We start from the raw sequence: 23618 nt of genomic DNA, 5'->3' as shown, positions 1-23618 counted from the left end.
AAAGAATGGGACAGATAGGTAGGGGCACGGCATCAGTAATATACTTTTATATATTGAAAGATTGTGGATGCCTTGCCCTTACGAAGAATTTATATGTTGCAAACATTATTTAAATAGGTATTACAATTCCGTGAGGGGTAGTAATTGTTCCCTGAATTCCTCAATTTTTGTTTTCCCAGTTATGTAAATGCATCAAGTAATCGAACAAGCGGTTCAATTTTTAACATCTAGTATCACTGCACCACCAAAGGGAGAAGCCGTGGTGGAGGCTTTACTAGAATCAGAGAAGACAGCTAAACAAGATAAAATTCGTTACACTTATCAGCAGCTGCAGGGAACTTGGCGATTAGGATTTATTACGGGTACCAAGAGTGTGCGGCAACGTGCAGGCATAATGTTAGGCAAGGGAAGGTTTTTACCACAGTGGGTAAAGATTCATTTATCCTATCTTGCAAGAGAATCTGCTGACGAGCAAGGAACAGTAGAAAATGCAGTACAATTGGGCCCATTACAAATGGTTCTGACTGGTCCGGTGCAGTTTTATCCTAGGATGAATATACTTGCATTCGATTTTACTCACATGAAGGTATGCTTATCTGGGTTGCAACTGTATGCAGGTCATATTCGTGATGGTAAAAATCGAGAAGCATCTTTCTACCAGCAGACTATCAAAAAACAGGCATTTTTTACCTACTTTCTCGTAGAAGATAATTGTATTGCTGCTAGAGGTAGAGGAGGTGGGTTGGCTTTATGGACAATAAGTAATAAGTAATAAATTTTTATTCACTGACATCAACGAATACAGAATATTCCCCTTCTTCACTAGGGACAATTTTTTTACGGAACTCGCCCTTTCGCCAACTATCAGCCATATCCTTAATAAAACTAGCTATCGGTATAGCCAACAATAATCCTAAAACACCTCCTAACTTGATTCCCAATAACAAAGAAATTACAACCCACACAGGATTTAAACCAGTTAAGCTACCCAATAAACGAGGAGCAATAAAATTCGCATTTACTTGATCTACAGCTATAGAAACTACTAACACTTCCACACCCAGCCAAAAGTTTTTTAATCCAATCAATAAACTGACAATGGTAATACCAATTCCCGTACCAAATGGGAATAAAGCACAAAAACCAATTGCTAACCCAAACAGTAGAGCTAGAGGTACTTTTAATCCCACAAAAATCAAGATCAACACTACAGATAAAACAGCGCCAACTGTTGCCTGACCAATAAAATAATTCTGAAAGTCTTGTCGTAATGATTGTCTAATTTTTATAGCTATATTTTCTGGGAGCCATTGAAATAATCCATCCCATAGACTTTGCCCATTTAATATCATATATATAGTTAATAATACTGTAACTAAGACATTAACAAATGTACCAATTGTATCTACTGCTAAACTCACAATCTTACCTGTAAAACTTTGCAGTTGATTGGATAATTTATCTAAAATTTGGGTGGGCAAACTACTTAAATTAGCCGGGAGTGGTTGAGTTGTGACCCAATTTTGTAATTCTTGTAATTGTTGTGTACCAGAATCAATCCAAAACGGAAGAATGCGAACTAATTCGTCTATTTGTTCTAAGATGAGAGGAACTAAGGTAAAAGCTAAAGCAACCACAATTACTACTGCTAAAAGTAAAGCTCCACCAATAGCTAAATAGCGATTTGCTCCCTGCTTTTGAAAAAATTTGATAGGATAATCTAAGACAAAAGCGAGAAGAATTGCAGCCACAACAATGCTTACTAAAGGTTGGAAATAATCCACAACCTGCAGTAATACCCAAGCATTAAGAATTGTCAAGGGAAATGCTAAAGCTATAGTTAACCATTGGGGTAATTTATTAGTTGATGGCATGGCTTGGCAAGTCTATAAGTCTATTCTGGTTTTTTGGTAATTAGGCTTTGGCGACAGCATATCGCTATCTGTCAATCATTGATGAAGGAAAATTATACCATTTTGGATTTTAGATTTTAGATTGTGAAATAATTACTACATAAGCCTTGCTTTCTTTCCATCTGTCGCCATCATTTTTCAAATTGGTATTAGAGAAATTTAAAAAAATAAAAATAACGCAGAAGTAACCCGACATGGAGTATCCTAAAATTCATCTGGAAAAATTTGCCCAATGGGTGACACTTCCAAGACACTGTACACTCACAGCACCACAACGCTAGTTAAAGACTGGACTGGCTTAACTTTCCGCAAAATCCAAAATCTAATGACTGATTGGCTTTATCCCTACCCTACCCTTTATACTGGTATTCTGCTTAAACGCTATAAGCGTTTCCTTGCTGATGTAGAAATGGTCTCTGGGGAAGTGGTTACAGCGCATTGTCCTAATACGGGACCAATGACAGGGGTTTGTACTCCTGGTAGTCCGGTACAACTTTCTTTAAGTAGTAATCCTAAACGCAAGTTACCCTACACCTTAGAATTAATTCAGGTTAATGATAATGATCAACCGACTTGGGTAGGAGTCAATACAGCTTTACCGAATAAGGTAGTGAAATCGGCACTAGAACAACATTTGTTCCCAGAATTGGGAAACTATAGCCAAATTAAAGGTGAGGTGGTTTATGGAGAAAATAGAAACAGTCGAGTGGATTTTTTTTTGTATCCTCCTGAAGACAAAACATCTCATTCTGCATTAGAGAATAGAGAAATCTATCTAGAAGTAAAAAACACGACTTGGTGCAATGGGAAATTAGCTCTATTTCCCGATACAGAAACTACCAGGGGACAGAAACATTTACGGGAATTAATGGCATTGTTACCTAGGAGTAGAGCAGTGATGTTTTACTTTATTAATCGTGGTGATTGTACGGAATTTGCTCCTGGAGATAGTACAGATCCTGTGTACGGGAAGTTGTTAAGAGAAGCGATCGCTCTTGGTTTAGAAGTATTACCATGTCGCTTTCAAGTTTCTCCCATCGGTATTCGTTACTTAGGATTAGCACCCCTAAAACTTTAATCAGTTAGCGATCGCCTAATCCTAATTAACAAGGTGCTAATTTTTGTTAATATCTAAAGACCGGATCGCTGAAAAACGAATTCAAGTATGAGCAAAGGCACCCTGTTTGATAAAGTTTGGGATTTACACACTGTTGGCACACTTCCTTCAGGACAAACGCAACTATTCATTGGACTACATTTAATTCATGAGGTAACTAGTCCCCAAGCCTTTGCTATGCTGCGGGAACGTGGTCTGGAAGTATTATTACCAGAACGGACTGTGGCTACGGTAGACCATATCGTACCTACAACCAATCAATCTCGTCCCTTTGCTGATACCCTAGCAGAAGAAATGATGCAGGCACTAGAGCAAAGCTGTGAAGAAAATGGTATTACTTTCCACAATATTGGTTCTGGAAATCAAGGTATTGTCCATGTCATCGCTCCGGAACAGGGACTTACCCAACCAGGAATGACCATTGCTTGTGGTGATAGTCACACCTCTACCCACGGTGCATTTGGGGCGATCGCTTTTGGCATTGGTACTAGTCAAGTCCGGGATGTTCTCGCTTCCCAAACCCTAGCCCTATCTAAATTAAAAGTCCGTAAAATTGAAGTGAATGGGACTTTACAACCAGGGGTTTATGCCAAAGATGTAGTACTTCACATTATTCGTACCCTTGGTGTTAAAGGTGGCGTGGGCTATGCCTATGAATACGCTGGCACCACCTTTGAGCAAATGAGTATGGAAGAGAGGATGACTGTCTGCAATATGGCAATTGAAGGAGGTGCCCGTTGCGGTTACATCAATCCCGATCATATTACCTATAAATATATCCAAGGTAGGGATTTTGCCCCCAAAGGTGCGGATTGGGACAAAGCCATTACTTGGTGGGAATCTATCCGTAGTCATGCTGATGCAGAATATGATGATGTAGTAGTATTTGATGCTGCTGAAATTCCTCCTACTGTTACCTGGGGAATTACCCCTGGTCAAGGGATGGGAGTTGATCAGTTAGTACCTACCCCTGCAGAACTCCATGAGGAAGACCATTTTATAGCTGAGGAAGCTTACGGTTACATGGATCTGACCCCCGGTAAACCCATCCAGGGAACCAAAGTAGATGTCTGCTTTATTGGTAGCTGTACCAATGGCAGAATTAGTGATTTACGGGAAGCGGCAAAAGTAGCAAAAGGACACCACATCGCCGAAGGAGTTAAAGCTTTTGTGGTTCCTGGTTCCGAACGGGTAAAACAAGAAGCTGAAGCGGAAGGGTTAGATAAAATCTTTGCCGCAGCAGGATTTGAGTGGCGCGAACCAGGATGTTCCATGTGTTTGGCTATGAATCCCGACAAACTGCAAGGTAGGCAGATTAGTGCTTCATCCTCCAACCGTAATTTTAAGGGTAGGCAGGGTTCTGCTTCTGGGCGCACTTTGTTGATGAGTCCAGCGATGGTGGCTGCGGCGGCGTTGAAGGGAAAAGTTTTTGATGTGCGTCAGATGTTGAATTAGTAAGGTGGGCAATGCCCACCCTTTTGGTACGTTACAGATATAATACACCCGACATAATCCAAAATCTAAAATCTAAAATCCAAAATTCCTCATGGTTAGTGAAGTTAAGACTGTTTCTGGACGCGGTATTCCCTTGGTAGGTAACGATATTGATACAGATCGCATCATCCCTGCTCGTTTTTTGCGTTGTGTCACCTTTGATGGCTTGGGAGAACACGTATTTACTGATGATAGAAAGGCTTTAGAGGGTAAGCATCCCTTCGATCAATCCCAATACCAAGGTGCCAAAATTTTAGTAGTTAATCGCAACTTTGGCTGTGGTTCCTCTAGGGAACACGCACCACAAGCGATCGCTAAATGGGGAATTAAATCATTAATTGGTGAAAGTTTTGCCGAAATCTTCTTTGGTAACTGTGTCGCTATAGGTATTCCTTGCCTGATTGCAGAGCCTATTATTGTCAAGCAATTGCAAGAAATTGTTACAACTAATCCCCAAGTAGCAATGACAGTGAACTTGGAAACAATGCAAGTTACTTCTGGGGATTTTGTTGCTGCTGTTTCTATGGGTGAAGGGGCAAAAAATATGTTTGTTTCCGGTACTTGGGATGCTTGTGGTCAGTTGGTATCCCATGCAGAGCAGGTGAAAGCCACTGCTGCGAAGTTACCATATTTGAGTTGGAATTAGGGTAAGTCAAAGAGTTGATGGGGGTAATAGGTCACTAATATGACAACACAATTTCCCATCATAGAAATTCCCCTAAATGCACCAGAAGATGATGAGGAGATGGGAACCAAGGAAAAATTCTGGTTTACTCATCCCCAATTTGGTCGTTGTTTGTACAAAAAAGCTAGACAAAACACAGGTGAAGATTGGTCAGAAAAAATAGCCGCAGAATTGTGCCATTTATTGGGAATACCCCACGCTAGTTATGAGTTAGCAATATTCAACGGCGATCGCGGAATCATTTCACCATCATTTTTCCCTACAAAACAGAATATAACAGAGTTTGATAGACTTACCCCTGGCAATGAAATTCTTCAGGAGAAGGTGTCAGGTTATCCCGATTCTAATGAAGACCTATCTCAACACACCATAAATAATGTATTTAATGCCATAAGCAGTTCTCAGGTTAACTTACCTTTTAATTGGACACCACCTGAAGGTATTACAACTACACCAGAGACATTTGTCAGTTATTTACTCTTAGACGCTTGGATTGGTAATACTGATAGACATCATGAGAATTGGGCATTTATGAGTTTAAACGGGGAAATTTACCTAGCACCAACTTATGATCATGCTTCTTGTTTGGGTCGAGAACTACTGGATGGAAAAAAGTCTACCAAGTTGCAACAAAATAAATCAGTCACAGGGTATGCACAAAAATGTAGTTCTGCACTTTATGCTGAAGTTAGAGCGAAAAAACCACTCAAGACATTTGATGCATTTTGTGAATCCCAAAACCTATATCCCGATGCAGCCAAAATTTGGCTAACTAATCTAGATAAAATATCCAGTAATGATACGGTAGAACTGTTTCAACGAATTCCATCAGATTTGATATCACAAACATCAATCGACTTTGGACAGGATATACTGGGATTTAATCGGGATCGATTGTTAAAGCTGCTAAATACTTGATAATGAAAACCTTATTCCTAGCTTGGCAAGATCCAAAAAGTCGGTCTTGGTTTCCCATTGGACGCTTAACTTTTAATGGGAACAAGTATGAATTTGTGTATACCTACGGTGCAAAAAAAGCTCAATCTGAGCATGACTTTCAGTTATTATATTCCTTTCCAGAATTAGACAAGGTATACACATCAACAGAACTCTTTCCCTTGTTTTCCAATCGAGTCATGAGACGTTCTCGTCCAGACTACAAAAATTATCTTGAATGCTTGAACATCCCTGAAGGTGAAGACGATCCCATAGCTATCCTTTCTCGCAGTGGTGGAAGGAAAGTAACAGATCATTTTGAAATCTTCCCATACCCAAAAGCAGATAAGAATGGACTTTACCACATCCATTTTTTTGCTCATGGATTACGGTACTTTCCTGAATGTGCAATTGAATGTATTAATCAACTACAAACAGGTGAACCTTTATATTTGACTCACGATTTTCAAAATCCCTACGATCCTCATGCATTGCTTCTACGCACTGAAGATAAACACAACGTAGGCTATTGTCCCCGTTATCTAGTGCATGATTTTTTCCAGATCATCAGACAAAATCCAGAATTGGTAAAAGTGCACGCTGAGCGAGTCAACCAAGCACCTACTCCCTTAAAACTTCGTTTATTGTGCAACATAACTACAAAATGGCATGAGGGATTTACTCCATTTTCCAGCGAGGAATATCAGCCAATGCCCCCAAGGGTAGCCACGCGAACCATGAACACAACTGATATTCCTACTGAATATGTTAACTCCTAAAGCTGATGCTGGGCGAGAAAAGCCTCCACCTCTGCTGCTATAGGTTGGGAAGCGATCGCACCTGGTTTAATGGTGGTTAATGCTCCCACAGCACTGGCATAGGTAACAATTTGTTTAGCAATTTGAGGGTCCCCCAAAGCCTTGACACCATGAATAAGTAACTGGTGGATAAATCCAGCAGAAAAACTATCCCCAGCACCAGTTGTATCAGCAACAGTCATGGGAAAAGCAGGTAATTTCCCTTCATTTTCACTCAAGCAGTAGGCACAGCCTTTTTCCCCATCTGTGACTAATACCCCCTCAACACCGTCTATCTTGTAAGTAATTGCCCCAGGGTCATCCGTATCAAATAGCCATTCTGCTTCTTCTTTGGCAAGTTTGACAAAATCGACTTTACTAAACAATGACTGAATTTGTGTCAGTGCAATATCGGGATTTTGCCAAAATACAGGTCGCCAATTTACATCTAAGACAATTTTCAGGTCATATTTTTCTGCTAATTTCAAAGCATGGTGGACTGCCTTACCACTATCAGGATAAGCCAACTCCAAAGTTCCTAATACCAGAAGTTCGGCATTTTCAAACAAAGAATGGGGTAATTGTTCTGCTTGCAAAAAGGTATCAGCAAACTCATTAGTCTCATGTTTACCAAATCCGGCAAAACTGCGATCGCCATCCAAATCTCGCACTACATAAACCTGGCGAGTAGGTGCAGTGGGATGTCGCTGTACCCCTGTCATATCCACACCTACATCTTGTAAGACTTGAATGAGAGAATTTCCTGGCTCATCTATACCCAAAGCGCCAATAAATCCCGCAGATGTACCTAATTTCACTAAAGCACAGGCTACATTAGCTGGTGCTCCCCCTGGGTAGGGAGTCCAGGACTCGACATTTTCCAGCCTTCGTCCCAATTGATCGGCTAAACAATCAAATAGAATTTCACCCAGACATAAAACTCGGGGATTACTCATTGCATTTTGGATCGGGATTTTCCAGTATAAAATCTACAATATTTCTTCCTCTTTTGTCGGCAGTGGTTCATACATTGAATTGACACTCTTCCATCAAACTATGTTGTGAAGAGAGATTCTTGCTTCATAGAAACCTGCTTTTTGGTACAAGTACCAACAATTCTTGCAGTTTCTCAACAAGCTGGAGTTTCTGTGTGCTCCATAGTATTTGTGATTTCTTTTTCTCCTTACTTCTCACGATTTGCTGTTTGATTGTCACAACTTGCATGAGTTTCATTTGAATAATCTGATTTTACCACCATACCCCGCCCGTGATTCATCTGTTCCGTCAAACTTTGTTGTGACGGGAGTCCTCTCATGGAAGAGAAATAGGATTAATGATGTTGGATGTGAAAATATTCTAGATTTTTAGTCATAAATGGAAAATTTTTCCCAGAATAGTATTGCGGCTAACACTTGAAATCCCTACTCACAAAAGAATCTTCTAAAATGAGAAGGAGCGATTAAGTACATATACTAAGGGAGGATACAAAAAGCATGGCTGGTGGCGAGTCTCAGACCCCTGTTAGTCTGTCAGACAGAGAAATGCAAATAATTGACTTAGTGGCCGCTGGCTTAACTAACCAAGAAATTGCAGCTAAACTGGAGATTAGCAAACGTACCGTTGATAACCATATCAGCAATATTCTCACGAAAACCGAAACAGCTAACCGAGTAGCTCTCGTCCGTTGGGCTTTACACTGGGGCAAAGTCTGTTTAAATGATGTCAATTGTTGTCCTTTACCCAACTCAGGCGAGTAAATTATTGGTTTAGGTGCTGCCAAACCCTTTATTATTGGTTTCTCTCAAGTATTTTCCTCCTCACGTCCCAGTTTTTATGTGAATCTCTTTAGCTGAATTAAAATAAGCTATGAGAAAACCATGATTGATGGGTAAAGGCAGTAATTGTTGCATCAATGAGAATAATTTGACGTTGATACAAATGAAATACTCAACGTCTTAGCTTGTTAATGGCTACTACAACAGGTAAAACATATATCTTGATTTCTCATTTGTATTGATTACAGTGAAAATAGTTTGTGGTAGATGGATCTTAATTTTCCACTGCCACATTTTTTATACCTTGTAATTTACCTGAAAGTTATAGTGCTACGGGCAAGTAATAAGTAATAATTTATGATTTCAAACCCACACATTCATGTATGGGGTTTCTCCCCCGTTCCCTGCTCCTCTGCCTCTGACTGTTCATAGGTTTGAGGCATCAAAAATGCTCTAATGTGCTTTGGTAATGCTATATCTAGCAATCACGTCTGAAATTGGCACCATTACAACTGAATTTATAGTTCGTAGAAACAATCTATGTTTCTATTATGGGCGTTCTCTGTATCTAATTTTAGATTATGGATTTCCAGATTAAACGGCTCGGCATTGCTCAATTATGGGATGATTTAGATTTCTTTGGAACGATTTATCAATGGTTTCAACCACCAATTCATCCCCATTTTTTATACAACGCCCACATATTCAGTGGAATCAGCGTCATCTGCGATCAACTTTCGACTTGGCCGTAGTGCTATACGATTGGGTATAGTAAAATATACTATCATTACATAGAAATTAACATATATTTTGATATTTACAATTCAGTTAATCACATAAATATTCAATATTTAACAATAAAAAATTGAAAAAAAGCAAATGATTAATAGTGAAGAAAAAGCAAAAAAAATTAAGTCTAATTGGTGGCGTTGGCCCTTAGAAATTTTATTCCCAGATAAAAAATTTGATGGTCAATTACAAAATCCAGGTAGTGAAGAAGTGTTCGATTTTGATGATGTAATCGCCTCAGATGATATATTTAAACTGATTGCAGAACAAATTGCTTATTATCCTGAAAACGATCAACGAGAATTATTTGCCATCTTTATTCCTGGTTTGGGTCAACCAGAACATGAGTCTTCTAGGAGGAGTCGCCGATATGCTGAAACCCTAAATACAGGAATTGCTAACCTGAATAACTCTTCTTTTCGGAAACCAAATCCTATCTTGGATAGAATTAACCCTTACCTGGACTGGATTGATGCCACCATTCATCGTTTGGGTTTATCTGGTAGTCCTGTGATTAATAATACGGCGACTTTAATTGTACGTGCCTTAGATAGCGATACTCCTCTGCATTTATCCAGTGATAGTCATGGAACTATTTTATTGTCTCGAGCTCTGAGTCTGGCGAAAAGAAAATTTATTGACAAACATGCAGCTATTTGGAATTTTAAAAGACGGCAAAGTTGGGAGTTAAAATGGCATAAATGTAGCTATCAACTCATCAGAATCTTTAATTTTGGCAATGGTTACAAAAAATGGGTTAAAGGACCAAAGTATATTATGGTTTCCATTGCAGGAGATCCTTTACCGGAAAAACTGGGTATTACGCCAGAAGAAGCATCTACAAAGGATCGAAATGATATTAAATTCTTGATATTTCCCGGTTTATTCCCTAAGAATAGCTTTGAAGCCCATAATATGATGTTTACTACGGAATTGTTACGCCAAACTTTTCGCAAAAACGGCTTAGAAGTTGGTGATTTTGTGAGTTTGTATTTCCTACTTGAGCAAAATTCTTTGAAAATTTCCACTCCAGAGGAAGTACTTTGGCCTCAAGATATGAAAGACTATGTATGGAGTCCAGATAGTTTGAAATCAATACCAAATTATGTCGAAACGAATCAATTCAATTATTTTGATGATAATGCGATCGCTATATGTTAGTTAGCTTGAAATTGAAAAACCCGTTCATATGACAAATTGAACGGGTTTACTTTTGTTTTATTAGGATTTAATATTTACCTAATTCTTTCACAAAGGATGTTTTCACAAAAGCTTATAAACTAGCAGGAAGGATTACTTCATCAATACTGTGAATAATACCATTAGTACCTTTGATGTCAGTTGTAATAACCTTGGCACCACCTACTGTGACATTCTTTTTATCAGAACTGATTTCTATTTTTATATTTTCCCCTTCCAAACTTTTAATTTCACCTGTTTCTAATTGACTTGATTCTACATTTCCGGGTACTACATGATAGGTGAGAATCTTCACTAATACCTCTTTATTTTCAGGTTTTAATAAATCCTGAACTGCATCTTGAGGTAATTTAGCAAAGGCTTCATCTGTTGGTGCAAAAATAGTGAAAGGGCCCTTACCTTGCAAAGTTTCCGTTAATCCAGCTGCTTTCAGTGCCTTCGTGAGCATAGAAAAAGATGGACTTGACGATGCCAATGCTACTACATCTTTACCATCTGTACTAGTTGTAGGCTCGTTAGAAGGAGTTTCCGTTCCCGGAATTGGGTTTGTTGGTACTATTACATCTGGTTGAGTTGGATTTGTGTCTGGAGTCGGTACTGATGGTGCCACACTAGGAGTAGTAGGAGTCTGGTTACCACAAGCAGCACGATTGTAGGGACACTCGTCAAAAATACCAGGTCTTCTTGTTCTCTGTGCAATTATTTTCTTGCTTGGCTTCTCGCTCTTTATCCCTTGGGACAAAGATGCAGTTGGTGTGTATTGAGTATTAACCGGAAGCCTTTGACTATGAGTATATGGAGCTTCTGCAAAAATAGTAGGATTGGAATTTATTGCTTTATTTGCACCAGTTGCTGTATTCGCGCCAGCTGTCATACTAAAGCAAACACTAGGACCAATTATTCCTACGACACAAGCTAGCTTGGTTAGAAAAGTTATGGAATCTACTTTCATGAATTTGGCTTGGCTTTTATTTACACACATCATACTAAAGATTTATAACATTTTATTACCCATAATATCTAACTACTAAAGTTAGATATTATATTTTGAATGTTTGTCATCACTAACAAATTCCACACTAGCAAGAAATCATCATCAAAATATATTAGCAACATTTATATAATTAATTAGCCTTCAAGAATAATAGAGTACTATTTTATACGTAATGCTTCGGTATTAAATACCAAATTATTTCTCTTGCAAGTTTGAATTTATTTCTGGCACAATAATCATTTCATCAACTATAATGATAAGTAAATATAGAATTATTTTTAAAGTAAAATCGAATATTTATACAAGAAATAAAGACTATTTTATATGGAAAAATAGCAAAAATATTAATTAGGTCTATATCTGTATAATCCTATTTTATTTATGAGTTTATTTTGGAAGTATGGGAAAAATGGCTATAAATATAAATTTTATTTTCATTAATCAAATAGTAGCCTCATATATGTGTTTAGAGGTAATTAAATGATTTGTTCTAAATAAAAAATAATTTTTAGTTTGATAACAATAACATATACTTTTGAAAGCTGATGCCATCCGGTGATTCAATCCATGATTTTATTAAGATTAGTTAAGATAAGGTTGTAAAATCTTATAGATGTATTCAGTACAGGATTTCACTAATGCTGGAATTATACCAATTTGAAATATCTCAATACTCAGAAAAAGTACGCTTAATCCTGGACTACAAAGGATTAGAATATCGTAAGCATGAGGTAACTCCAGGCATTGGACAAGTGGAACTATTTCGGATGACTGGTCAAAGACAAGTCCCGGTATTAAAAGATGGCAATAAATTTGTTGCTGATTCCACGGAAATCGCAAAGTATTTAGAAACACATTATCCTGAGCAGCCTTTGATACCCACAGATTCCAAAAAAAGAGGTTTTTGCTTAATGATGGAGGAATGGGCGGATGAGTCCATTGGTATAAAAGGTCGAAAGGCTTTATTTTCTGCTATTAGTCAAGACCAAAGTTTTCGTAAGTCCTTGCTACCTATTACTACCCCTGATTTATTCAAAAATTTGGTGGGAGAAGTGCCTAGTGATTTTCTGAAACTTCTAGGTGTTGGGGTGGGTTATACTCCCGATGTGGTTGCATCTGCTATCAAGGATCTGAAACAAGATTTGTCTGCATTATGTTTAATATTGGCAGATAGCCCTTACTTACTTGGGGATGAACCTTGTTTAGCTGATTTCGCTGTGGCTGGTTTATCCATATTGCTGAAGTTTCCAGATGATGCTTATATTGATATACCTGAAGCTCTCAGAGGTAAAGGTGTTCCTGGTTTAGCCGATAATCCAGATTATGAACTATTTTTTACCTGGCGCGATCGCCTTTATGCTCAATTTCGCAAACCTTTAACAGGACAAAGTAATACTGGAACTGCACCAACCTCAATTCAAATTGATTAATTGATAATTGTTCAATTTATTCGTTTTGATAATTAAATCCCCGACTTCTGTGTGAGCGATCTTTTTCCCAGGTGCGCATATTAATTCAGAAGTCGAGGTTTTTTAATGCAAATAGACACTATTCCCATTAAACTAGTACATACGAACCAATACTATATATATGAAATGTCCGATTTAATTCTGTTTTGGCATCGGCGGGATTTGCGAATTGCTGATAATATTGGACTTGCAAAGGCAAGACAATTAAGTAATAAGGTAGTAGGGTTATTTTGCCTCGATCCGTGTATTCTCAAAGGGGATGACATTGCTCCGGTGAGGGTGACATATATGATGGGTTGCTTGCAAGCACTCCAAGAGCAGTATAGAAAAGCTGGTAGCCAATTATTAGTAATTCAGGGGAATCCTGTACAAGCAATTCCTCAATTAGTAACAGCATTGAACCCCAAAGCAGTATTCTGGAATTGGGATGTAGAACCCTATGCTCAAAAACGCGATCGCATCCTACTAGAAGTATTACAAAATCAGGGTATCCAGGTTTTAGAACAGAATTGGGATCAGCTATTACATTCACCGGATGAAATTTTTACTGGTAATAATAAGCCTTACACAGTTTACAGTCCTTTTTGGAAGAATTGGAGTAGTAAATCTAAGGCAAATCCTGTGGATAAGTTAAATAATATTACCGGATTAACAGCCACAGAACAGGAAATAGCAGTAGAAAATGGTGTAATTAAATTACCCAATGCGAAAGATTTAGGATTTGTCTGGGATGGAGAATTGATACTTGCACCGGGAGAAACTCCAGCTCGGGAACAGTTAGAGGAATTTGCTGCTGGTGTAATTAATGAATACCAGGAACAGCGTAACTTCCCTGAAGTTGAAGGAACATCAAAATTAAGTGCAGCATTGAAGTTTGGAGTGATTGGTATTCGTACTGTGTGGCAAGCTACTATAGAAGCCTTAGCCAATAGCCGCAGTGACGAAACCCAAGCCAGTATTCGCACATATCAACAGGAATTAGCTTGGCGAGAATTTTATCAACACGTTATGTATCATTTCCCAGAACTAGCGGAGGGTGCTTACCGGGATATTTTCAAAACCTTTCCTTGGGAAACCAATATAGAACATTTTCAGGCTTGGTGTGAGGGAAAAACTGGTTATCCCATAGTTGATGCAGCCATGCGTCAGTTAAATGAAACCGGATGGATGCATAACCGTTGTCGGATGATTGTTGCTAGTTTTCTGACTAAAGATTTAATTCTCAATCCCCAGTGGGGGGAGAAGTACTTTATGCAGAAGCTGATTGATGGGGATTTATCTGCAAACAATGGTGGTTGGCAATGGAGCGCTTCTAGTGGTATGGATCCGAAGCCTTTACGTATCTTCAATCCAACTAGTCAAGCCAAAAAATTTGATGCTGAAGGGGAGTATATCAGACAATGGATACCAGAATTGCGATCCCTCGATACTAAATATTTAGTTACTGGTCAAATTTCCCCCTTAGAACGTCATGCTCTTGGTTATCCAGAGCCGATTGTGGATCATAATCAACAACAAAAAAGATTTAAGGAAATTTACAGTCAGCAAAAATGAGGTGTTCGCATATTTCAATTGGATGAAGTACATAAATAAAAAAATTGGTGTTCCCGAAATTTTTTCATCGGGACTGGCTTATTTCTTAAAATATCTAAGATTATGAATCTCTTGATATCTAGCAATATACTCCACATTCATTCTTTCGGTATCTGAGAGTAAATTCTTAGGGAAATTCTGGGGAGAATATCGAGGACGATACCAAGGCTGATTACTAAAGTACTGTTGTAAACCGGGGGTCTGGAAACGACGACCGTGATGGGCGAAAATAGAATTACGCATAATATCCAACTCAAATGCACTCTTATTTTGTAAATCAGCATCGGTGACTATTTTTTGCGATAACCAAGCATATTTATTTCCAGTGGATGAAGTGGCAATTTCTTTGAAATAAAATCTGTCTGGAGATGTATTGACATCTTGACTGGCAAAGGCACAGTATGACTGAGAGTTCCTTTCTCCATAGGTTTTCAGAAGATTAATGCAACTATTACGATCGCTAAATTTCTTTACATAGACTGCAAATAATTTTTTCCCTGACAAGTTACCATACTCTGGTATCCAAAACATTCCTGCTTGCAGATATCCTCTTGTTTGCAATGTTTGCACTTGTTTCGTGGCAGTTTGCTCGTCGGAATAAGCAGAATCTGCCAGGAAATAAAAGGAGTTTTGATTGGAAGTTGGGTAATTATTGGTAGATATTGGTGGAGTTGTTGATTGGCTTACTTGCTGTTCCATATCACTTTGGAGAGTTTTTGTCAATATCATGCCTGCGAACGCAGCAGCAATTAATCCTCCGCCAATAGTTCCTCCCAGGATGAGGGCATTTTTATTTTTATTTTGAGTTTGAATGGTTGGTGGTGGGTTCCTAGGAATAAAATTTATCTTCTCAGAGGAAGATGCAGAAAGAGTTGGTGGTTGAGTTGCAGGTAATTCCGTAGGTGGAAGATTATTGATTACCCCCTGTTCTCTGTTTTCATATGCTTTTCTTTGCAAAGCATCTAGCATTTCCCTGGCTGTCGCAAAACGATCACGGGGATGATATTGAATGGCGCGATCAATTATTGTTTGCAATTCCCAGCTAATATGGGGTGCATATGTTTTCCACAGAATCTCTCCTGTGCGGGAATCTGTTTCTATGGTTTGTGGTTGCTTACCTGTGAGCAGATAAATGGCTGTGAGACCTAAACTATATAAATCGCTGGAGTAAATCGGTCTACCTGCGGCTTGTTCGCTAGGCATATATCCAGGTGTACCAATCACGATAGAACTGATGGGACTACCTTGGGAGTTAATTGTAGTTCCCATAGATTCCCTAACTGCACCAAAATCAATTAATACTGGTTCCCCATCTTGATGACGCAAAATAATATTATCTGGTTTGATATCTCGGTGAATAATTCGTTTTGCATGTACGTATTCTAAAATATTTAAGATACTTATTAAAATTTTGCGGGCAGTATGTTCACTGAATAAACCCTGCTGTTGGATTCTACTAGTAAGAGTGTCGCCTTCAATCCATTCTTGCACCAGATAAAATAAATCATTTAACTGGAAATAGGCATACAAAGTAGGAATGCGATTCTCGTTCCCAGAGGCTGCGCCAACCCAAGCTCCACCCAATTCTTCTAAAATTGCTGCTTCTCTTTGGAACCGTTGCTGTACCAACTGATAAATTTCAGGATTATTGACAATGAGTTTGAGTTGTTTAATCACGCAACGGCGATGAGAAGGCATTTGGGTATCTTCTGCCAGGAAAGTTTCCCCAAAGCCACCGCTTCCTAGAGTTTTGATAATTTGATAGCGGTTATTTAGCAGCATGGAGCCAGAGATTTTATCACTGTCATATTAGTTACATAATATTATCATGGCAGATTTACCAACTATGCAACTTTTCAACAGAAGGTAAGAAAGTTTTTAACATTTCGACTGAAGCAAAATAAGGGAGATTATTCAACGAAAAAATAGGGGAATGGGTGACAACTTACCTGAAAATAGGATAAACAAAGCTTTATGTTTTTGCGTGCAAGGAGTCGCCGATGAAATCAACCTCCACCTATTGGAATCCATTATCTTCTACTTTCATTGACAAGTGGGAAATTATTGAAGGCTCAGAAGGGAAACTTTCCCAGATTACCATTGCAGTAGATTCTGAAACTGGCGATTACACGAGATTGACTAAATTTTTGGATGGTTATTCTACCGAACCATTTGGTCAGAAAAGTCACGATTATCCAGAGGAGATTTTTGTTGTTTCAGGTCGATTATATGATGCAGCTTTTCAGATGTGGCTAGAATCAGGCTACTATGCTAGTCGTCCTCCGGGTGAGGTTCATGGTCCATTCACAGCTGATGGGGATGTTATCATCCTGGAAATGTCTTTCCCTAGTCAGTCCAAACCATATAGGCAGACATTATTGAAGCACTAAACCTATGAACAGTAAAGTTATTATTTATTACTTATTACTTATTACTTGCCCATAGCACTATACCAATAAACCATGATCAACCTTCCGTGGTAATTACCGAATAATTACCATTGTGGAATAGGCAAACAAAAAATCAAATTTAACCGGAATCCCCATAAATACCTAGAATTGACTATAGTAACTCCATTCTTTTGCCTAATTTTTAGTGTATTCTTATACTTTACAGATGCAATTTTTCTGTACCGATAGCAAGAATAATAATTGCCAGGACGATTTCCAACCATGCATCTGGTATTGGTGGCTAAATGTCAATGGCTTTGAGCAGTGGGGAGTTGATCATGACAGCTTAATAACTGTAGATAAGTAGATACTAGGAATTACTCTTAACTTACCTAAAAGCAAGGGCTGTCTCGGGATTATGGGTGATTTATCTCTAATGACACTGATAACTGAAATAACATCGTCAATCGATGGGAACTAGGAGAAAAAGCTGTGAAAATACATTGGTTATTACCTGGCACTGCTGTTGCTATGTTGGTGCTTTCTGCACCTGCTGCTGCTGCTAGATTGAAATCTTGGCGTTTTGACGCTAGCCAGAATCGATTAGAAATTAACACCATTGGTGATGTCCAACCCCAAGCGCAACTTATCTTTAATCCCACCCGCTTGGTAATTGATTTACCTGGAACCGAGTTAGGACAGAACCCAATCAACCAAAACCTAGGGGGAAAAATTCGCGCCATTCGTGTAGGGCAATTCAATTCTCAGACTACTCGTTTAGTACTGGAACTAAGTCCTGGATATACCCTAGACCCAAAACAGGTGAAATTTGTGGGGACTACTGCCAGTAATTGGTCTGTACAGTTACCGCAGCCAAAACTAAAAACCCAGGCTTTGACTCCCGGAAAAACTTATAATTTCAATGTCTTTACACAAAATACTAACACCACTGATAATAAATTAACGTCTATTAATACAAATGTTAATACTTCTCGGCTAGCACAATCAGATACATCATTTATTAGTACGGTTCAGTCTGTCAAATTAAATCCCACTGGTACTCAATTAGTAATTAGAGCCGATCGCAATTTAACTGCAAATGGTGGTTGGGATAGAACTACAGGTTTGTATCGGATTGTCATTGCTAATGCCAAGTTAGCTCCCAAGGTTAAAGGACCCCAATTAAATGCCGATAGTCCCCTGCTTCGCATACGCCTACAGCAACAAGATCCTCGTACCGTAGTTGTATTGGTACAACCAGCTAGTAGAGTATCTATTGGGAGATTAAACCAAATTGGCGATCGCTTTATCTCTGTCAATTTACGCCGTTCCTCCATGGTGAGGAATCCCTTATCTCAGCCCATATTCGGTCTGACACCACCCCAACAGTCCCAACCCATACCCAGAAAAATCACCAATCAACCCATTTCCCGACCTTCCCGTCCCTTATCAAAAAGGCGAATCGTGATTATGATTGACCCCGGACACGGTGGTAGAGATTCCGGTGCAGTCGGCATTGGTAGATTATTAGAAAAGGATGTAGTTCTGTCCATTAGCAAAACAGTCGCCTCTGTATTGTCACAAAATGGCATTCAAGTGTTACTTACCCGAGATTCCGACTATTTTGTTACCCTTCCTGCTAGAGTGCAGATGTCCCGAAAAACTAGCACGAATTTATTTGTCAGTATCCATGCCAATGCTGTGGCTAACCGTCCCCATGTCAGTGGAGTGGAAACATTTTTTTATTCTCCTAATAGCAAGAGTTTGGCTCAAGCAGTTCAGAACAATATAATTGGCAGAATTGGCAACCTCAACAACCGAGGGGTAAAACGAGCCAGATTTTACGTACTGCGAAAAAATACCATGCCTGCCATTTTAGTCGAAACTGGTTTTGTCACAGGTACGGAAGATAATGCCAGATTACGTAATCCACAATACCAGAAGCTAATGGGAGAAGCCATTGCTAATGGTATTTTAGAATACTTAAGACGAAGATAAGTATGGCAATAATTATCAGGCAATTAATACCTGTATAAAATAACCCATTGAGTTGAGAATTTATTATTCAGTATGAAATTGCCCAATTAATCCTGTATCTTAATCAAAAAACTAAAATCAAAATTTGCTTGTGTTTTCATCTTCCATCAACTTTGAAGGCAATCTCTCCTCTTTTAATACCCAAGAACCCCAGCGTGCTCCCATTGGCATCTTTGATAGTGGTGTTGGTGGTCTAACCGTACTTAGACAACTGTACCAACAACTTCCTCATGAATCTATCATTTACTTTGGGGATACAGCACGACTCCCCTATGGCATTCGTTCCCAAGCAGAAATCTTACAGTACGTGCGGGAAATCCTGGAATGGATGCAAAAACAAGGGGTGAAAATGGTAATTATGGCTTGTAATACTAGTTCCGCCTTAGCTCTAGAAGCGGTGCGTACAGAATATAATATTCCCATCCTTGGTTTAATTTTACCCGGAGCAAAAGCAGCAGTACGGTTAGGCAAACGAGTGGGGGTGATTGCTACTCCCGCAACTGCTAAAAGTAATGCTTATAAACAGGCAATTATGGAAATTGCTACAGATGTGGAAGTTTGGCAAGTTGGTTGTCCAGAGTTTGTACCCTTGATTGAACAAAACCGCATTCATGATCCTTATACCATCCAAGTAGCAAGTTCCTACTTGGAACCACTATTAGAAAAAGAAATTGATACCTTAATATATGGCTGCACCCATTATCCCCATCTGGCACCGGTATTGCGATCGCTACTTCCTGAACATATCCAACTCATCGATCCAGCTGTTCATGTCGTAGCTGCTTGTGCCCAGGAATTAGATCTACTAGGCTTAAAAAATACTCATCCACCATTACCAACTCGCTTTGCTGTTAGCGGTTGCTCTCAACAATTTGCCCAATCTTCCCTGCAATGGTTAGGTTGTACCCCCACAGTAGAGACGGTTAGCTTTACTAATATTGAAATTTCCCATGCAAAAAAAGACTAGTAATCCCAAGTTACTAGCCCTCAACCTAGAACTGGTAATGAACCAACTATTCAACTTACCAGTTCTCACATATTTTTCATTAGCTATTGAGTATTGAGTAATGACTCTGGATTATTGATAACTTCACTCACCTGTTGAGTCACCGAAATATCCGACTGAGATTTTCCCCCATTCATTGAGCCTATATTTGAATTCACAGTTCTTTTACTACTATGCTTGACTATGGCTAGTAATATATAAACTGCAAACAAATACCCCGAAGCTAAAATAAACATCAACATAAGCATCTTTCCACCAACCATTTTTCTCCCAGCACTTGTCTCAAACGAAAATCAAATAAATAGGAAAAATGAGGCTATCTGAATTCGTACTTGATAGCTTTTCCTACATAGATTTTTATGCCAGAGTGCAATTGCTCTCCGACCCAAAATAAATATTTTCTCTATACGGGCTATAACTGAGAATAATACTCAATAAACATAAAGAAAATTGTGTATCTATTTTCAGCAGTCTACCTAGTCCGTTAAAGTTTGCACGCACCTCTCATTACCATGAGCAAGACAAAGTCCCAGATGCGGCGAAGAAATATAGCAAACTACCCTTAGGGTAGTGCATAACTCCTAGCCCAGAGGTTCGCATACTCCAGTGTAAGTCAAATAATTATTTGGCTTTACTGGTAATTATTCTATTCAAATTCATCACGCCCAGAGCAAAAATACCTATTGGACTTTCGCCCCTCGGGATGAATATCAACAAAAAGATTGAAATCCCTTAGTTTCAGCCTAACACAAATATGTTGACTTTTTGCTTGATTTTTTGGGTAAATTTAAAATTGGTTCGATGAAAGCGATCTTTTGAGAGTATATCTACTTAATAAGGCATTTGTAAGACAATTGTTCTGTAACCGGAATGGTTATCAGTGTTTATGTCAACATCCCATCTCGATATGGAACTAACTGTATTACAGAGTCTCTTCTTAACGTAGCTATCTCTGAAAGACTATATCATCTACCCAACTAGAATACTTATTTAATTGTAGGTTACTATCAAGGTCTATGTAAATACACAAGATTGTTTCTTTATCTCAGGCTTAAAAAACTGATGCGAAACCATGTTTTGCAGATTATTGGCTAAATCATCAGGGTTTTTACACTTTTGAGTCCCTGGAACATTTATAGATAAATTCAATTTCGTTCAAATCCGTGCTCATACAATTGGTCATAATCTGATAATGCAGACTATACTTTTATCTACCTGAAGTACTTACCAACTTTAAAGCAAGCAAATTAAAATTAAAGATTCGGGATCTGAGCTTCAATATTAGTAATATTTAACGATTAAATCAAGATCCATAATTACTGCATTTAAGTTACATCTATCAGTTGAATAGATTTTATATCATAATTTTGTTAAAAATAAAGTAGTTATAAATACAAAAAATCAAGATAAATCAATAAGTAATTGTGAATATATATAGTACTTACCTAAATACAGTTTCCTTCCCCACTAACACCTAACTTAGAAATCGCTATTTTCAATTGTCATATATGGCAGTAGTTATAAGGGTTAAGGAATTAGGGAGATTTATATTAATAATCCACAAAAAAGCTACACACAGACAGCAGGAGGCAGGGAGAAGGGAGCAAGGAGAGAATTGTCTGTAGTCATAATTTAGGAAAATGATATTAGATAAGAGTGGCATAAATTTCAGATGCAGCAGATTCGATACTTGTGGGGTACAGCAACTGAGTCAAATTCAAAGCTGAAAAACTATCCCTGAAATTGGTGTACCTCACTTACCTCAAAAACACTGTAAAACCCAGGGCAAGGTGTTGGAGTTAGGGTGTAGTGTTGATAGATATTCAATACTTAGTGCTTGAAAAAAAATTCTTGTTCTTTATCCCCCGCACCATACACCCCAAAGCTGGTAATATCAAGGGTTTATACTTAACAAGAGTGCCATTCGACTTCGATATAACCTAACGGATAAAAAGTCTTTTACCATCTGGGATATGGCATATCAGCAATATTTCCCAACGAAAATTGTACACTGGCACTAGGTTATCTTAAAATAAATAAAGGATATGTAAACTTTCGTAACCTAAGCCAGAGTCCGCCAATCCATGACCCCAGCCACATCTCTATTTTCCCCTGTGGAAGCAGACCTGCAGATACTAGCAGAGAACCTCAAGCAGTTAGTGGGAAATCGCCATCCAATTCTTTATGCCGCTGCCGAACACTTATTTGGTGCTGGTGGGAAGCGTATTAGACCTGCTATAGTACTGCTAATATCACGGGCAACAATGCAGGAACAAGATATTACTCCACGTCATCGACGTTTAGCTGAAATTACAGAAATGATTCACACGGCTAGCTTAGTGCATGACGATGTTGTGGATGAATCTGAAATCCGGCGTGGTGTACCTACTGTCCACAGCCTATTTGGTAACCGTATAGCTGTGTTAGCAGGAGATTTTTTATTTGCTCAATCTTCCTGGTATTTAGCTAATCTAGACAGTCTAGAGGTAGTCAAACTATTATCAGAAGTGATTATGGATCTGGCAGCTGGGGAAATTCAGCAAGGACTAAATCGCTTTGACAGTAGTACCTCTTTAGATGTTTATCTACAAAAAAGTTATTACAAGACAGCTTCATTGATAGCTAATAGTTCTAAAGCTGCGGGGGTATTAAGTAATGTCTCTTCAGATACAGCTGAACATTTATACAATTATGGTCGTCATTTAGGTCTAGCATTCCAAATTGTGGATGACATATTAGACTTCACCAGTTCTAGTGATACCTTGGGTAAGCCAGCAGGATCGGATCTCAAGAGTGGAAATCTGACAGCACCGGTGTTGTTTGCTTTAGAGGAGCAACCTTATTTGGAGGTGCTGACAGAGAGGGAGTTTGCTCAACAAGGAGATTTAGAACAGGCAATGAACTTAATTAAAAATAGCCAAGGTATACAGCGCTCAAAGGAACTAGCAACTCATCACGCCAAAATAGCTGTTGAGCATATTGAGGTGATTCCATCTTCCCAATCTCGGCAAACTCTTATAAATCTAGCAGATTATGTTTTGAGCCGACTTTATTAGTTACAACCTTGATAAATAAAGTGTGAAGACAGCACAGTCTTAATCTAGGGAAAATCTCACATAACTATAGAATACCCTTACCAGAAGTGTAACAAGAGGATGAAAGCTCTGCCAGAAAGAGCAACACAGTTGCGTGTTTCGTTCTTTAGACACCAGCATCTTTTTAGAATCCACTCGCTTCCAGGCGGGGGAGCAGTCAACATTGTCACAGATTGCCAAGGCTGATTTTATCCTGGTTATTACGTAGTGATTTTATATACTAGTGATTCATTAGGGACATTGATAACTGATAAGTTACCTGCCATTCCCTAATGAAATTTTCTCTAGAAATCAAGTCCTTGCTTCTGGAAAATTTTTGTTTATTTTC

Annotated in this window: 20 protein-coding genes; 15 read left to right on the top strand and 5 right to left on the bottom strand. The window is 38.6% G+C overall.

Annotated features, from left to right (window positions below; translation table 11 throughout):
• The first annotated feature begins 187 nt into the window (after positions 1-187).
• Positions 188-772, top strand: a complete 585-nt coding sequence (locus CALSC_RS21075; RefSeq protein ID WP_088243226.1) for a hypothetical protein — start codon at positions 188-190, stop codon at positions 770-772.
• Positions 773-779: 7 nt separating this feature from the next.
• On the opposite strand, the gene CALSC_RS21070 is transcribed toward CALSC_RS21075, so the two are convergent.
• Positions 780-1874 (bottom strand): AI-2E family transporter, encoded by a 1095-nt coding sequence (locus CALSC_RS21070; RefSeq protein WP_088243225.1) that lies wholly within the window; start codon positions 1872-1874, stop codon positions 780-782.
• A 364-nt stretch (positions 1875-2238) separates the two neighbouring features.
• Here CALSC_RS21070 and sfsA point away from each other — a divergent pair, with 364 nt between their 5' ends.
• The 5 genes from sfsA (at position 2239) to CALSC_RS21045 (ending at position 6924) form a co-directional block, all read left to right on the top strand.
• A complete protein-coding gene (sfsA, locus tag CALSC_RS21065) occupies positions 2239-2991 on the top strand; it encodes a DNA/RNA nuclease SfsA (RefSeq protein WP_088243230.1) in 753 nt (250 codons plus the stop codon).
• Positions 2992-3078: 87 nt separating this feature from the next.
• Positions 3079-4485 (top strand): 3-isopropylmalate dehydratase large subunit, encoded by a 1407-nt coding sequence (gene leuC, locus CALSC_RS21060; protein ID WP_088243224.1) that lies wholly within the window; start codon positions 3079-3081, stop codon positions 4483-4485.
• A 91-nt stretch (positions 4486-4576) separates the two neighbouring features.
• Positions 4577-5170 carry a 3-isopropylmalate dehydratase small subunit gene (leuD, locus tag CALSC_RS21055; RefSeq protein ID WP_088243223.1) on the top strand — a complete coding sequence of 198 codons (594 nt, stop codon included), beginning with the start codon at positions 4577-4579 and terminating at the stop codon, positions 5168-5170.
• Positions 5171-5209: 39 nt separating this feature from the next.
• Positions 5210-6127 carry a HipA domain-containing protein gene (locus CALSC_RS21050; protein WP_088243222.1) on the top strand — a complete coding sequence of 306 codons (918 nt, stop codon included), beginning with the start codon at positions 5210-5212 and terminating at the stop codon, positions 6125-6127.
• 2 nt (positions 6128-6129) lie between these two features.
• Positions 6130-6924: an HIRAN domain-containing protein gene (locus tag CALSC_RS21045; RefSeq protein WP_088243221.1), complete on the top strand. Its 795-nt coding sequence runs from the start codon at positions 6130-6132 to the stop codon at positions 6922-6924.
• Here CALSC_RS21045 and CALSC_RS21040 read toward each other — a convergent pair.
• Positions 6921-7898 (bottom strand): carbohydrate kinase family protein, encoded by a 978-nt coding sequence (locus tag CALSC_RS21040; protein ID WP_088243220.1) that lies wholly within the window; start codon positions 7896-7898, stop codon positions 6921-6923. The genes CALSC_RS21045 and CALSC_RS21040 overlap by 4 nt on opposite strands.
• Positions 7899-8435: 537 nt before the next feature.
• Here CALSC_RS21040 and pedR point away from each other — a divergent pair.
• The 3 genes from pedR to CALSC_RS21030 all read left to right on the top strand — a co-directional run bounded on the left by pedR (position 8436) and on the right by CALSC_RS21030 (position 10667).
• Positions 8436-8699, top strand: a complete 264-nt coding sequence (gene pedR / locus CALSC_RS21035) for a photosynthetic electron transport-dependent transcriptional regulator PedR (protein WP_088243219.1) — start codon at positions 8436-8438, stop codon at positions 8697-8699.
• A 599-nt stretch (positions 8700-9298) separates the two neighbouring features.
• Positions 9299-9469, top strand: coding sequence for a hypothetical protein (locus CALSC_RS26650; RefSeq protein WP_159460658.1), 171 nt, complete (start codon positions 9299-9301; stop codon positions 9467-9469).
• 127 nt (positions 9470-9596) lie between these two features.
• On the top strand, positions 9597-10667 hold the full coding sequence (locus CALSC_RS21030; protein WP_235006878.1) for a hypothetical protein: 1071 nt from the start codon (positions 9597-9599) through the stop codon (positions 10665-10667).
• A gap of 112 nt (positions 10668-10779) precedes the next feature.
• Here CALSC_RS21030 and CALSC_RS21025 read toward each other — a convergent pair whose 3' ends face one another.
• Positions 10780-11658, bottom strand: a complete 879-nt coding sequence (locus tag CALSC_RS21025; RefSeq protein WP_088243229.1) for a fasciclin domain-containing protein — start codon at positions 11656-11658, stop codon at positions 10780-10782.
• 680 nt (positions 11659-12338) lie between these two features.
• Between CALSC_RS21025 and CALSC_RS21020 the strand changes: the two genes are divergently transcribed.
• Both CALSC_RS21020 and CALSC_RS21015 read left to right on the top strand, forming a co-directional pair.
• Positions 12339-13130, top strand: coding sequence for a glutathione S-transferase (locus CALSC_RS21020; RefSeq protein WP_088243218.1), 792 nt, complete (start codon positions 12339-12341; stop codon positions 13128-13130).
• A gap of 165 nt (positions 13131-13295) precedes the next feature.
• Positions 13296-14723: an FAD-binding domain-containing protein gene (locus CALSC_RS21015; protein ID WP_088243228.1), complete on the top strand. Its 1428-nt coding sequence runs from the start codon at positions 13296-13298 to the stop codon at positions 14721-14723.
• A 78-nt stretch (positions 14724-14801) separates the two neighbouring features.
• Here the strand turns inward: CALSC_RS21015 and CALSC_RS21010 are convergent, their stop codons facing one another.
• Positions 14802-16544, bottom strand: a complete 1743-nt coding sequence (locus tag CALSC_RS21010; RefSeq protein WP_088243217.1) for a protein kinase domain-containing protein — start codon at positions 16542-16544, stop codon at positions 14802-14804.
• A 218-nt stretch (positions 16545-16762) separates the two neighbouring features.
• Between CALSC_RS21010 and CALSC_RS21005 the strand changes: the two genes are divergently transcribed.
• The 3 genes from CALSC_RS21005 to murI all read left to right on the top strand — a co-directional run bounded on the left by CALSC_RS21005 (position 16763) and on the right by murI (position 20156).
• On the top strand, positions 16763-17152 hold the full coding sequence (locus tag CALSC_RS21005; protein ID WP_088243216.1) for a cupin domain-containing protein: 390 nt from the start codon (positions 16763-16765) through the stop codon (positions 17150-17152).
• A gap of 492 nt (positions 17153-17644) precedes the next feature.
• The gene (locus tag CALSC_RS21000; RefSeq protein WP_088243215.1) at positions 17645-19150 is read left to right on the top strand and encodes an N-acetylmuramoyl-L-alanine amidase; all 1506 of its coding nucleotides are present in this window, start codon (positions 17645-17647) and stop codon (positions 19148-19150) included.
• A gap of 130 nt (positions 19151-19280) precedes the next feature.
• The gene (gene murI / locus CALSC_RS20995; RefSeq protein WP_088243214.1) at positions 19281-20156 is read left to right on the top strand and encodes a glutamate racemase; all 876 of its coding nucleotides are present in this window, start codon (positions 19281-19283) and stop codon (positions 20154-20156) included.
• An 83-nt stretch (positions 20157-20239) separates the two neighbouring features.
• Here murI and CALSC_RS20990 read toward each other — a convergent pair whose 3' ends face one another.
• Complete coding sequence (locus CALSC_RS20990) at positions 20240-20437, bottom strand: hypothetical protein (protein WP_088243227.1); 198 nt, start codon at positions 20435-20437, stop codon at positions 20240-20242.
• 1842 nt (positions 20438-22279) lie between these two features.
• Between CALSC_RS20990 and sds the strand changes: the two genes are divergently transcribed.
• Positions 22280-23251, top strand: coding sequence for a solanesyl diphosphate synthase (gene sds / locus CALSC_RS20985; protein ID WP_088243213.1), 972 nt, complete (start codon positions 22280-22282; stop codon positions 23249-23251).
• Positions 23252-23618 lie beyond the last annotated feature (367 nt).

It is taken from the genome of Calothrix rhizosoleniae SC01, assembly GCF_900185595.1.
GTDB classification, from domain to species: Bacteria; Cyanobacteriota; Cyanobacteriia; order Cyanobacteriales; family Nostocaceae; genus Calothrix_A; species Calothrix_A rhizosoleniae.
This window is presented reverse-complemented; position numbering and strand designations above follow the sequence as displayed.

Coding starts and splice junctions, on each gene's coding strand:
- CALSC_RS20990 (WP_088243227.1), bottom strand. CDS start 20,437: ATGTTGATGTTTATTTTAGCTTCGGGGTATTTGTTTGCAGTTTATATA.
- CALSC_RS21020 (WP_088243218.1), top strand. CDS start 12,339: ATGCTGGAATTATACCAATTTGAAATATCTCAATACTCAGAAAAAGTA.
- sds (WP_088243213.1), top strand. CDS start 22,280: ATGACCCCAGCCACATCTCTATTTTCCCCTGTGGAAGCAGACCTGCAG.
- CALSC_RS21005 (WP_088243216.1), top strand. CDS start 16,763: ATGAAATCAACCTCCACCTATTGGAATCCATTATCTTCTACTTTCATT.
- CALSC_RS21075 (WP_088243226.1), top strand. CDS start 188: ATGCATCAAGTAATCGAACAAGCGGTTCAATTTTTAACATCTAGTATC.
- CALSC_RS21040 (WP_088243220.1), bottom strand. CDS start 7,898: ATGAGTAATCCCCGAGTTTTATGTCTGGGTGAAATTCTATTTGATTGT.
- CALSC_RS21070 (WP_088243225.1), bottom strand. CDS start 1,874: ATGCCATCAACTAATAAATTACCCCAATGGTTAACTATAGCTTTAGCA.
- CALSC_RS26650 (WP_159460658.1), top strand. CDS start 9,299: ATGGATTTCCAGATTAAACGGCTCGGCATTGCTCAATTATGGGATGAT.
- sfsA (WP_088243230.1), top strand. CDS start 2,239: ATGACTGATTGGCTTTATCCCTACCCTACCCTTTATACTGGTATTCTG.
- pedR (WP_088243219.1), top strand. CDS start 8,436: ATGGCTGGTGGCGAGTCTCAGACCCCTGTTAGTCTGTCAGACAGAGAA.
- CALSC_RS21050 (WP_088243222.1), top strand. CDS start 5,210: ATGACAACACAATTTCCCATCATAGAAATTCCCCTAAATGCACCAGAA.
- CALSC_RS21015 (WP_088243228.1), top strand. CDS start 13,296: ATGTCCGATTTAATTCTGTTTTGGCATCGGCGGGATTTGCGAATTGCT.
- CALSC_RS21045 (WP_088243221.1), top strand. CDS start 6,130: ATGAAAACCTTATTCCTAGCTTGGCAAGATCCAAAAAGTCGGTCTTGG.
- leuD (WP_088243223.1), top strand. CDS start 4,577: ATGGTTAGTGAAGTTAAGACTGTTTCTGGACGCGGTATTCCCTTGGTA.
- CALSC_RS21010 (WP_088243217.1), bottom strand. CDS start 16,544: ATGCTGCTAAATAACCGCTATCAAATTATCAAAACTCTAGGAAGCGGT.
- leuC (WP_088243224.1), top strand. CDS start 3,079: ATGAGCAAAGGCACCCTGTTTGATAAAGTTTGGGATTTACACACTGTT.
- CALSC_RS21025 (WP_088243229.1), bottom strand. CDS start 11,658: ATGAAAGTAGATTCCATAACTTTTCTAACCAAGCTAGCTTGTGTCGTA.
- CALSC_RS21030 (WP_235006878.1), top strand. CDS start 9,597: ATGATTAATAGTGAAGAAAAAGCAAAAAAAATTAAGTCTAATTGGTGG.